Source organism: Opitutus sp. sgz309028, from assembly GCF_059821195.1.
Window position 1 is genome coordinate 851,460 of the sequence record NZ_JCAMRR010000001.1, and the last position, 11,986, is coordinate 863,445.

Here is an 11,986-nt window from a genome sequence, read left to right on the forward strand (position 1 = left end):
GCTCGCTGCTAACCGGCGACTTGCCGCCGGAATTCCGGCCGCACCGCCTTCACCGCGGCCCCGTCCGAAAACGATCCACCCAGAAAATCCGCCACGCGCCGAACCTGCGTGAGCGGATCGGCGAGCAGCGCGGCGAAATCCACCACGAGAAGACGAACGTTCTTTTTCTGTCCGGCCGTCTTCAGCGCGCCGTCGAGTTGGTCCGCGAAGGTCATCATCAACTGTTCGTCCGAAAGAGAGGCGCGCGGACGATTGAGTCTCGCCAACATCGCTTTTTGGGAGGCCACCACCTCGCGCAGATCGCGGCGCATCACGATGAGCTGGTAATGTTCGGTCGGCGGCAAAAGCGGCAACAGCTGCGCCACGATCTTGACCACCTTCCCGCGAGCGCGCGGCAGCCAGGATTTGTCCGTTGCCAGCCGGGTCGCCTTTTCGAATTCGAAATACCCCGCCGGATTGTCGGAGTCCGCCACGCGCGCCCCGTCCGTCAGCGCCGGAAGGCCGCCCGCATTCAAGACCTGCATCATGACAGATGTGCCGCTGCGCGGGAGGCCGGTCACAATGGTTATCACTTGCGAAACAGGCGCGGCAAAAGGCGGCGGGAGCGTCACGCCGATCTCGATCTCACGAAGGGCCGGGGTAGGCCGGTCTTTGGCTTTAGTGGTGGCGCCGGCGGAAATGTTCGCGGCCGTATTTTGTTCAAAGAGCAGCGTTCTGGCCCTCCCTTCGTGTTCGAACGCTTCGGCGGGACGCTTGAGATGCTCGCGGTAGAGTTCACCCAGATATTCGTGCGCAACGCGTGACCGCGGGTTCTGCTTAACGGCCACTTTCAACTCGGTTTCCGCGGCCGGAAAGTCTCCCAGCTTCATGAATGCGCGGCCGATGAGTGCGTGGAGTGACGGCTGAAAATACAACAGGTGGAGCGAATCCGCCGCGGCATCGATCGCTTCCTCGAAGCGCCCCTTGGTGAAGTGGAGACGCGCGAGATGCGCCAGCGCGACCGGGTTCTGCGCATCGTTTTCGATCACACGTCGCAGCGCGGCTTCCGCTTCGCTCTCACAACCAAGCTCCATGAGCGCCCCGGCCACTTTCTGCGTGAGATCGAAATTCAGCCCGGGCATTTCCAGCAAATCGAGCAATCGGGCTCGCGCGGCGTCCGGGCGCCCCTCCAGTTGGGCCTGGCTGGCCATCAGCCACTCAAGCATCAGCGTGCCTGGATTCGTGAGCTCGCGCAGTTGCGCGCGCTGAAACGCCACCCGCTCGCGCTCCATGACATCCGCAGGCACGTTGGCCAGCGACTCGGTCGCGGCCAGTTCCTCCATCGCCGCGATGCGGTAGCGATCTATCCGCTGCTGCAGTTTCGCAATGGCGGTCCCGCGCGACGCCGTTTCGCCAAGGCCCGACAGGCAATCGATCAGCAGCAAGCCGAATCGATGTTCCTTCGGCCACTTTTCCCAGAGCTCCTCAGCGATCGCAGCCGCCTCGACCAGATGGTTTCCGTCGCGCCACGACCGTGCGAGGTTGAAGCGTAATTCGCGCACGGTCTCGTTCACCGTCTGCTGGGCATCGTTTCCAGGCGGAGCGATGTAGCCGAGCTCGACCAATTGCCGAAATGCTTCCGCCGAATCAGCCGGCGATTGCTGCGTCTCCGGCGGATGACGCCCGTCCTTGCCACGGACTTCGTCCCAGCTTGCGATCGGCTGGATCCGCGGCGGCTCGCGGAACGCGTTGACGAGCACTTTGCCGTCCATGTCCCTCCCCGGCGGCAGGCCAAACAGCGTGAGAACGGTCGGGCAAACATCGAGAATGCTCGCGCCGTGGAGGGTTTCGTTTCGCCGGATGTCTGGGCCGGCCATGCAGAAGATTCCGAAATGCCGGTGCTCGATCGCCGGCCCCGCCGCCTCCGCCGGAATGTGCACCGGCCGCTGCTCGTCCGAATGGAAACCGTGATCGCTCATCAGGATGACGGTCGTGTTTTCGTCCGCGAAGCGAAGCAATCCCCCCAGCATCGCATCGTGGTAACGATACGCGTTCGCCATGACGTGTTGATACAATTCGAACTCTTGTGGATCGATCCACGACAGGCGCGGCGGATGATATCGCATGAAAGTGTGTCCGAAATGGTCGATCGCGTCGAAGTAGATGGCCGCGAAATCCCAAGCCTGCATCGAGAGCAGTTCTGTCGCGACCGCCTGCACCGACATCGTTTCCGCGATCGTCGCGGCCAGACTGTGCAGATGTTTATCCTTGGATTGATCCACGCGTTCGTAGTGAGGCACGAACATCCGCAGGATTTCGCCTTCGATCTCCATCGGATTAACGCGCAAGTCTGCCAACGACGACGCCAGCTCAGGCGGATGCACCACGCCCCGCGGCAAAGGAGGCGGCTGCTCCACGGAGGCCGCTGGGAGTTGAAACTGATTGGACACCATCACGCCGTCGATCGGCTCAGCCGGATGCGAAGGCCACCAGCCCGTGACGATGGAGCGTCGCCCGGTTTGATTCAGGATATTCCAAACCGCCTTCGTGTTGCGGGCGAGATTCGTGATCGGCCGAACTCCGGACCCGTCCGGTAGCGGTTCGGAGAATCCATGGATGCCGTGCTTGTAGGGCCGTTTACCTGTGGCGATGGACGTCCATAGCATCGGACTCAGCGCAGGATAAATCGTCGCGATATTGCCGCGCACACCCGCCGCGATGAGCCGCGCGAGGTGAGGCATTTCACCGGCCGCGAGCAGGGGATCGATGATCTTCCAATCTGCAGCATCCCAACCGATCAGTAATACACGAGGTTTCGGCATGTGAAGCCGACGACAAGGTGCACGGCATATCCGCGAGTCGAGCCCACTCCGGGCGTCAGTCCATGATTCGCACGCTCTCGCCAATCGCTCGCGTCAGCTTGGCGCGAATCGGTTTGCGGTTTGCGCAATCGCACGGCGAGGCCGAAACTTCCTTTGCCTAAGCAGGCGCGATGCAGGCCTTGGCGCGACTCCACTCGAACTCGGCCCGCGCGAGACGATCATCTGGATCGGAGACGCGGAGGCGAAAGCTTTCACTAGTCGAGGGAACACGAATCACCGCGGAGGCGATGCCGGCTTCGGTGAGGACATCGCCTGGTCCCAGCATCTCGGCCTCGCCTTCGAGCACGAATCGCAGCGATATCGACGCGTCAGCGCAGAGCGTGTCGTGGATGTCGAGCACATGCGCGTGAGCGAGCAACAGGTCCGACTCTCCCGCGATGCTTTCACCGAGGGTCGTATCCGAAAAGATTTCCAGTGAAACCGGTTCCCCCGGAGTCGCCACCGCGTGTCGCGCCATCGCGTGACCGCCGATGAAGCCGGTCGCCTCGAGGCGGCCGGGCGAAAATGCCGGCAGATCGAACGCGAAGGGCGGATGCGGCAGGTGCTGCGTATTCCAAGCCCAAGCGGGACGCGCCCGTCCTAATGACCGGCCGTTCAGGCTCAGCTCGACCTCGTCGCAATTGCTGAAAACGAGCACGCGCAACGCCGACGCGGACGTCCAGTGCGAGGCGATGAACACCACCGCCCCCCCACGCCACGCGGAGCCGCCGTCCTCGCGCGGATCCCGCTGACTGCGATAGAACCACCACGAAAATTTCGGCAACCGGTGAATGTCCATCACGCCACACGCCGCACGATCGGGATCGTAGCCGCGCGCGTAATCGAACATCGCCCACTGCCCGTCACACACCGCGGGTGACGCCAGGGTGTCGTTGAGCGCGAGAATGTGATTGTCCACCTGCTGCCGGAGCGCGCGTTCACCGTCCGCGCGGCGCTGGCGGCTGTTGCTCGTGCGCACAAACACGCCCGCGCCCGTCTTCTGGTCGAAACCGTGATTGGCCGCGTAAAATTCCCAATCGCCGTATTCCGCCACGACGAGCGCCTTGTCGCCGTTGCGCCAGCGGTGGAGTTCGCCGTGCTGGCGCGAGTGGATGAACACGTCGAAACGGTCGATCCAACCGCAGGTGAACATCTGGTCGCCGGGATATTCCTCGTGCCCCGCCGCCTGGAGCTGCGCCATGAACCCGTCGTCCATCAAGGTCTCGTTCAACGACAGTTCCCAGAGCACGACGCACGGATGATTGCGATCGCGCCGGATGAGTTCGCGGGCGTTCTGCACGCAGGCCGCGCGAAACTTTTCGCCTCCGAGGAACTGCCAGCCCGGGATCGCGTTCATCACCAGGATTCCCAGCTCGTCGCAGGCATCGAGGAACTCCGGCGCCTGCGGATAATGCGAGAGCCGCACGTAATCGAAACCCGCCTCCTTGATGCGACGCGCATCGCGGCGCTGCGCCGCCGGCGGAACGGCGTATCCCGCGTGAGGATACTCCTGATGCCGGTTTGTGCCGCGCGGCCGCAGGAGCCGGCCGTTGAGCTCGAGTCCGCGTGAGCGCGAAAACGCGAGGCGTCGGATCCCGCAACGTTCGCTGCGCTCTTCCAGGATCGTGCCATCGGCGGCGCGCAGGACGACGCGAACGCGATGGACCACCGGCGAGGCCGGGGACCACAGCCGAGGTTCCGCCACCGTGAGTTCGTGCTCCCAGTGCTCCGCGGAGTCCGCCGCCAGCTCGGCGCGGGGGGAAGCGGCTTGCGCGACGCAGCGTTCGCCGTCCCAAAGTTCGATTTCGAGTCCAAACGTCTGCGCAGTCTTCGCGACATTGCGCACGTGCACGCGAACCGCGAGCGTCGCGGCCGCCTCGCCAAGAGCGAGCGTGCGCACGAAAATCCCGCCGCCCGCCACCTCGGCTGCGGCGACCGGATCCGTGAGGTGCAGCGACGGAGCGCAGCGCAACTCAACCTGGCGGTAGAGTCCGCCATACCAGCAGAAATCGAGCTCGGCGTGGGGCTTGCCCGGCGGCACGTCGGGATTGTCGCGGTTGTCGAGCCGCAGCCGCAGCATGTGCGGCCGGCCATCGCGCAAGCTCTCCGTCAGGTCGATCTCGAATGGCAGATAACCGCCTTCGTGACGGCCGATTTCGCGACCGTCGATCGACACAATGGCGGTGTGCATCGCGGCGCCGACGAACAAGGCGCAGCGGCCCGTCGGCGCGCCCGGCGGCCACTGCACGGTGCGCTCGTAATCGCAAAGGCCGAACCACGGCTCACGCCCATCGAGATCGGCGACGAATGGGGAGTGCGGCAGCTCGACCGTAGTCCAGGCCGCAGACTTCGCATCGGAGGAATCGCAGCGGCGAAATTTCCATTGTTGTTGGAGCGGCAGGACCAGAGTCATGGGAAGTTCAGGCGACCGACGCGCGCGGCAGCAGCCGCACCGGCAGGGTGACCTGTCGTGGCGACACGCGCTCGCCCGTCGTGAGCCGTTCCAGCATCGTGGCGGCCTGCTCGGCCATGTCCTTGAGCGGATCCTCGATGGTGGTCAGCGGCGGATTTTGAAAAACGGAAATGCCTTCGTTCTCGCCCCCCACGACCGAGATGTCGTCGGGCACCTTGAGCCCCATCACGTAGGTCAGGATGTGCAGCGCTTCCATCGCCTGGAAGCTCGTGCCGGGGACGTAGACGGCATCGGCGCCGCCGCGCACGATGCGCGTGATCGCCGCGGTGTGGCTGATATGCGGGCCGGCCAGTTGGAGGAGTTGTTCGTCAACGGGCACCTTCGCCTCGACGAGCGCCTTGCGATAACCCTTGAGACGCTCGACGAACGCCGGCGCGTCGCCGCCCATGAACGCCAGCCGCTTCCGTCCGCGGGACAGAAAGTGCTGCGCCGCGAGATAACCGGACGCGAAATGGTCGGAGCGGACCACATACTGCGTGGCGGTCGCGTCGAACTTGTCCATGTAAACGACCGGCAGTCGCGACTCGAACTCCTGCAGCAGCGAGCGGAGATTCTGGTCGAACGTCACGGCCACGATACCGTCGAGAAACGAGCTCGGCAGCTGCTCGAGCGGATTCGACGGCAGCATGACGGCGATGTTGCGACGCGAGAAGGCGAACGACAGGTGCGCCGTGAGGGTGGCCGCGTAGCCCTCGATGCGGTCGGTGAAGGTGGGCTCAGACAGAATCGCCACCTGCCGCATGCGCACGGCGACTTGCGGCTTGAGATTGAGCTCGCGAGCCGCGCGGAGGATGCGCTCGCGCGTCTCGGGATGAACCTTGTCGCGATTGTTGAGCACGCGCGAGACCGTGCCGGGCGAGACCTCCGCGATGCGCGCGAGATCGTAGATCGTCGGACGTTTGGCGGGACGAGCGCTGGAGCGGGAACGAGCCATGGTGGTCAGTTTACGCGGGGCGCCGCCGAGCGGCGAATGGATTGACCTGCGGACATGGAAAACATGCTCCTCATACGCGGCCGCGGCGCGCCTCGAGGGCGGCGCGGATTTCGTGGGCTCGCGTGCGGTCCAGCGGATAGGCGCGCAACAACAGGATCGCCAGCACGGCCCACGCGGCGGTCGAGAGCGCGAGGATCAGCCGCAGGCGCAGAATCGTTTCCGGCGTTTGGTGGCCGCCGAGCGCCGCATCGAAGCCGGTCAATTTGAGCGACAGGAACGCTCCGAAAAACGCCGTGGAATAGCCGACCTTCTGCACCCACGAGAAGATGGCGCCAAACAAACCCTCGCGGCGCATGCCGCCGCGCAGTTCGTCTTCGTCGCAGATGTCCGCCAGCATGGCAGGTGTCAGGATATTGATCGCGATCCACACCGGCCCGCACAGGAGCGGATCGAGGAGGATTTTCCATTCGTGGCCCGGCGTATAGAGCACCCACTTGCCGAGCGCGCCGACGAACGTCAGGCCGAACGCGACGGCCACCGTCTGCGTTTTCCCGATCCGCTGCGCCAGCCACGACACCGGATAAATCGCCAGAATTCCGACGATCGCATACGCGAGCGAGAGGTGGCCTTTCCACGTCTCACCGAGCGCCACGTTTCCTCCGTGCAGGAAATACACGAGCAGGTAACGGTCGAGATTGCTCGCGAACATGCCCGCCACGATTTGCAGCAAGGTGAGCGCCACGAGGATCGTGAAGGCGCGGCTGGAAAAAGCCGCCGCCACGCCCGGGAGAAGTTTCACCGTCTCCTGCCGGGCGGTTTTGCGGTGATAACGTTCGCGCACGAACAGCGCCGGCACCAGCGCGAGCGCGCCGAGAAACACGAGCCCGACCACCCAGCCCAGCGTGCGCACACCGGCGATGGCGGACACGAACATCACGGAGCTCGCGAGCGGAAAGATGTAGTTGTAGCCCATCTCGCCGGCCTTGCCGAAAAATCCGACGTAGGAGGACACGCGCGTGCGTTCGTCGTAATCCGGCGTGATCTCGTATTGCAGCGCGAGAAATGCGACGGAGTAGAACGAATAGCCGGTGTAGAACACGAGCTGCGTCGCCACGAGCCACGCCGTCAGCGCGACCTGTCCCCACTCCGTCGGCACCATCCAGATCATGCCGAACGCGATCGCCTGCACGAGCGCGCCAAACGCGACCAGCGGCCGCCGGCGTCCAAACCGCGAGTGGAAGTTGTCGGAGAACCGCCCGACGACCGGATCGATGAACGCATCCAGAAAACGCGGCACGGTCAGCGCGGCCGCGAGCCAGACCGGGTCCAGCTTCAGCGTCATCTGATAGAACGGCGTCGCGAAACTGCCGATCGCCGCGAGCCCGAGAAACATCGGCAGGCCGCCGACGCCGAGCGCGAGTTTCTCGCCGCGACTCACACGATCGGAAGCGCGCGCGGCGGCCGGAGCGGCGGCCGTCGACGCCGAAGCCACAGGCAACGACTCACTCATGCGAGGCGGCCCCGCCGTCCCCGGCGGGTGCGTTCGTTCGGCGGCGCGCGGGCTGCCCGACGAGGAGGTCGGGCATCACTTGCGGGAATCGGATGGCGCGGGCTCTCATGTGCGTTGCCACCGGTCGTGACTCAGAAATGCACCGTGGCCGAGAACGTCCACCGCCGCGGCTCCTGCAGGCCGATGCGCTCCGGCGTGCTCGCCGACGTGTCCCACCAGGCGAGCGTGTAGACCTGGACTTTGTCGGAATCGAAAACGTTGTTCACGTTGAGCTGCAGCTCGGTCCACGCGCCTTGGCCGAAGAACGGCGTGGGGAACGAATAACCGATCGAGGCATCGGCGAGCTTGAGATCGCGGCCCTTGCGCAGGTCGCCGTAGTAGAAGCCGAGCACGTTGGCGCTCTGGTAACGGCCACCGCCGCCAATCGAGAGGCCCTTCAGAACTCCGTGGCTGAAGGTGTATTTCGTGTAGAGATTGCCGCCGTATTTGCGCTGGCCGCGCGCCTGCAGTCCTTCGAGACCGGTGAGCGTGCCCGGGCCCCACGTGCTCGCGTCGGCCGAACCGCCGGTCGAATAAACTTCGCCGAGCGTCCAGCCGATCTGATTGGCGATGGTGTCCCAATCGCCGCCGCCGAGGAGAAAATCGCCGCCGCCTTTCTGCAGCCAGAACTGCGTCGCCGGACCGGCCCAGGCCTTCACATCGGCCATGATGTTTTTGTAGCGAATGTCGTTGATCGAAAAATTCGCGCTGATGCGCCAGTTGCTCGTGGGGTTGGCGATGACTTGAAACTCCCAGCCGTCGGCGTCGCGGTCGGCGAGGTAGCCGTTGATCGCAGGATCGAGGAGATTCGCGTCGCGCTCGGCCGCCGTGATGCGGCCGGCCGCCTGCAGCGCACCGAGGATCCGGTTGTTCAGCGAGGTGATGCCGGCGACGTTGCCCCAGTCGGTCGTGTTTTCCTGTTTCGTCGTGTAGTAGCCGGCGGTGGCGTAAACCTTGCCGCCGAAGAGATCGAGCTTCACGCCGAAGTCGCTGCCCTGCCCCTTCGTCATCGGCGCGATGTAGGAATCGATCAGGTGAATGTTGAAGTTGGGGAGCTGGCGATTGTTCGAATGATTGCCGTAAACGGATATCCAGCTGGTGAGGTTATACACCGCGCCCGCCGTGAACGTGCGCGGATCGAACGACTCCGAAAGCCGGTTGCCCGGATCGAGCGCGTAGACGTAGCGGTTCGCCGCGGCGTCCGGCGAAAGCACCGGCGTCCAGCGGTGCTTCAGGCTGTCGAAGCGCACACCGAGCGTGGTCACGAGGCGCTTGGCGAAGAACTCGCTCTGCAGCGCCGCCATCACCGTGTGCTGCTTGTCGGTGAAATCCGAGATGTCCTGCGTCGGCACCCAACCCGCGCCCGGGACGGCATTGCGCCAGGACGCGACGTGGATGTCGGAGGAGTCGCCTTCGGTGAAATAGTGACGGCGATAGAGCCGGTTCACGTCGTCGACAGCGAAGCTGCCGGGCATGCGGTTCAACAACACCTCGGCTTCTTCGGAGCGGAAGCTGTCCGTCGTCGAATATTCATACATCGACGCGACGCGGTGGCGGCCCCAGGTCGAAGTCTCGAAGTCGTAGGCGCCGGTCGCGCGGAGGAACGTCGCGTCGTCGGTCTGTTTGCGCCGCGTCCAGTTGTTCTCGAGATAGAGCCGGCCGGCATTGGGATTCGCGGTCCAGTCGGGCAGATACCGGCTCGCGTCGCCCCACAGTTCGCTGCTGTCGCCGAAGTAGTTCGTGGCCCGGCTGCCATTCGCGTCGTAGCCGTTGAAGCGCGAATACTGATGGTTCAACGCGAGCTCGAACGAGAGGCGTTCCGTGATCTGGTTTTCATACACGGCAGTGAGTGCGTGATAGCGGGTGGTGCGCACGGCATCGGGACCCGCAGGATTCGAATTGAGCGGGACGATCGCGAGATTCGCGGGCGTGAGCGCGAGCTGCGACCAGGTCGGCGCCTGCCAGTTGCTGGTCGGCGTGAAGCCGTTCGCGTTGCTGGCAAACGGAAACCCGAGCCAGTTGCGCACCACGCCATCGTCGCCCACCACATGATGGTCCGGCCAGAACGAGTCGATCGGCGTGTCCCAGCCGTCGGCCCACTGCGAGTCGTAGAGCGGGCGGCCGCGATCGCGCCAGATGAAGCTTTGGTCGATCATGAGCCACGGCCGCGCGACGTTGTCGGTCACCTTGCCGACTTCCGCTTCGGCGCGGAGCCGCGACGTGGGCGTGATCGCCCAGGTGGCGGCGAGGTCCGCGCGACGCGCGCGATCGAATTCGAACTCGCGCCACGACTCGCCGTTTTCCGCCATCGCGTTGAGCCGCAGTGCGAACTCCTTGGGCACGATCACCTGGTTGACGTCGAGCGAGGCACGGCGCCGTCCCCAGCTGCCGACGGTGAGGCCGATCTCGTCGGTCTTGTTGCCCAGCACCGCCTGCTTCGTAGTGGTATTTACGATACCGCCCGCCGCTCCGAAGCCGAAGAGGATCGCGTTGGGCCCGCGCGACTGGTCGATGCGGTCGACATTGTAGAAGTCGGTCGAGACGCGCCACGGGAAGTAGTTGCGGCCGTAGCTCGCGCTGAGTCCGCGGATGCGCAGCTGCCACTCGCTGTTGCCGACCACGGGGTTGCCATTGAAGTTGCTGTCGGCGTCGCCGTAGTCGGGCACGGCGTTGTTCTGAAACAGGATCACGTCCTTCATGTTCGTCGCGCCGATGTCCTTCAGGAACTCGGGCGTGAGCACGGAGATGGCGGCGGCAGTGTCCCGGAGGCTCGTGTTGAGCCGGCTGCCCGCGAGGGTGTTTTGCGCCAGATAACCGACGTCCTGCTCGGAACGGACGATGAACGGGCTCAGCTCGACGACTTCCTCATCGGCCGCGGATTGGATCGGGTCGGCCGCTGGCTGAGCCAGGATCGACGAACAGGACAGCAGGCCGCCGACCAGGAAAGCGGCTGAACGGCGATGGGGGTAGTTGGCATTCATGGTTTGGTTGGGAGAAAGAACTCAGCGGAGGGCCGATGCGCCGGGGAGGAGTTCGCCGCGCTCGTCGAACCACGCGCAAGAACCGCCGATCCAGACGTGCAGGCCGTCGACCGGCACGGATTCCGGGTGCCAGTAGACCACGCCGCGGCCGAGCCCGTGCGGCGTTTCCCGCACGGCGGCGACCACGTCCGCGAGAAACGCGCGCTGGCCGGCCGGCGTGAGCGGAAAGGCGAGGTTTTTCTTGTCGCGAAAATGCTCGTCATTTTTCCACGGATACGCGGTCTCGACCACGACCACGGGCAGGCGAAACTCGCCGGCGACGACCGCGAGCGTCGCCCGCAGGTCGGCCGCGGTCCCGTGCCACTCGGGATAATAGCTCAACCCGAGCAGGTCGAAATTCAGTCCCTCCGCGCGCGCATGGTCGAGAAACCAGCGCGTGCGCGGAAGGTTGCCCGTGCATTCGATGTGGATCATCCGTCGCGGCGCCCCCGGCCCGCCCGGCACCGCCTCGAGCCCGGCGCGCAACAAACGCGCGAGCTTCGGCCAGGTCTCGGGATCGCGTTCGCGCTCCGCGAACTCCACGCGACCGTCCGGCCAGAGCAGGCCGTTGGTAATTTCGTTGCCGATTTGAACGATGTCGGGGGTCACGCCGGCGGCGGCGAAACGCGCCAGGACCTCACGCGTATAGTCGCCGATCCTCGCCTCCAATTCCGCGAAGCCGAGCCCCGCCCACGCCGCCGGTTTGAACTGCTTCGACGGGTCTGCCCACGTGTCGGAGTAGTGAAGATCGAGCAGGAGTTGCGCGCCGGTGGCCTTGATCCGCTTCGCCAGCCACAGCGTGTAGTCGAGATCGTTCGTCACGATCCCTTTCCCGTCGGGATCCACGAACAGCCGCACCCGGAAGCAATTTATGCCCGCGGCGCGTAGAAGGTGCAGCGCGTCGCCGATCTGTCCTGCTGCGCGGTAACGCGCGCCGTGAGCCTCGAACACCGGCAGCGCAGAAACGTCCGCCCCGGCGATCCAATCGGTCGCCGGCGCCGACGGGCGCTGCGACGACGCACAACCGGCTGCCAGCAAAGCGGCGCAGGACGGGAGGATTCGCAGCAGCGGGGAAACGTTCCGGGGGGACGGAAACATGGGGCAAACCGGCAGGGAGCCGATGATCCCTGCATGTCGCCGCCACGGCCGGAACTCAAGTGTTTAATTTTA

At 64.9% G+C, this 11,986-nt stretch carries 6 protein-coding genes; all 6 read right to left on the reverse strand.

What is annotated here, in order from left to right; translation table 11 throughout:
• Window positions 1–8: 8 nt before the first annotated feature.
• Window positions 9–2,801 carry an alkaline phosphatase family protein gene (locus AC6RV7_RS03215; RefSeq protein WP_500092459.1) on the reverse strand — a complete coding sequence of 931 codons (2,793 nt, stop codon included), beginning with the start codon at window positions 2,799–2,801 and terminating at the stop codon, window positions 9–11.
• Between the two features lie 157 nt (window positions 2,802–2,958).
• On the reverse strand, window positions 2,959–5,253 hold the full coding sequence (locus AC6RV7_RS03220) for a glycoside hydrolase family 2 protein (protein ID WP_500092460.1): 2,295 nt from the start codon (window positions 5,251–5,253) through the stop codon (window positions 2,959–2,961).
• Window positions 5,254–5,260: 7 nt separating this feature from the next.
• On the reverse strand, window positions 5,261–6,247 hold the full coding sequence (locus AC6RV7_RS03225) for a LacI family DNA-binding transcriptional regulator (RefSeq protein WP_500092461.1): 987 nt from the start codon (window positions 6,245–6,247) through the stop codon (window positions 5,261–5,263).
• Window positions 6,248–6,317: 70 nt separating this feature from the next.
• Window positions 6,318–7,757, reverse strand: coding sequence for an MFS transporter (locus AC6RV7_RS03230; RefSeq protein WP_500092462.1), 1,440 nt, complete (start codon window positions 7,755–7,757; stop codon window positions 6,318–6,320).
• 131 nt (window positions 7,758–7,888) lie between these two features.
• On the reverse strand, window positions 7,889–10,777 hold the full coding sequence (locus AC6RV7_RS03235) for a TonB-dependent siderophore receptor (protein WP_500092463.1): 2,889 nt from the start codon (window positions 10,775–10,777) through the stop codon (window positions 7,889–7,891).
• 21 nt (window positions 10,778–10,798) lie between these two features.
• A complete protein-coding gene (locus AC6RV7_RS03240) occupies window positions 10,799–11,914 on the reverse strand; it encodes a glycoside hydrolase family 53 protein (RefSeq protein ID WP_500092464.1) in 1,116 nt (371 codons plus the stop codon).
• Window positions 11,915–11,986: the final 72 nt, after the last annotated feature.

Excerpts from the sequence above, each read along its gene's own strand:
- AC6RV7_RS03230 (WP_500092462.1), bottom strand. The coding sequence starts at position 7,757 with ATGAGTGAGTCGTTGCCTGTGGCTTCGGCGTCGACGGCCGCCGCTCCG.
- AC6RV7_RS03215 (WP_500092459.1), bottom strand. The coding sequence starts at position 2,801 with ATGCCGAAACCTCGTGTATTACTGATCGGTTGGGATGCTGCAGATTGG.
- AC6RV7_RS03235 (WP_500092463.1), bottom strand. The coding sequence starts at position 10,777 with ATGAATGCCAACTACCCCCATCGCCGTTCAGCCGCTTTCCTGGTCGGC.
- AC6RV7_RS03220 (WP_500092460.1), bottom strand. The coding sequence starts at position 5,253 with ATGACTCTGGTCCTGCCGCTCCAACAACAATGGAAATTTCGCCGCTGC.
- AC6RV7_RS03225 (WP_500092461.1), bottom strand. The coding sequence starts at position 6,247 with ATGGCTCGTTCCCGCTCCAGCGCTCGTCCCGCCAAACGTCCGACGATC.
- AC6RV7_RS03240 (WP_500092464.1), bottom strand. The coding sequence starts at position 11,914 with ATGTTTCCGTCCCCCCGGAACGTTTCCCCGCTGCTGCGAATCCTCCCG.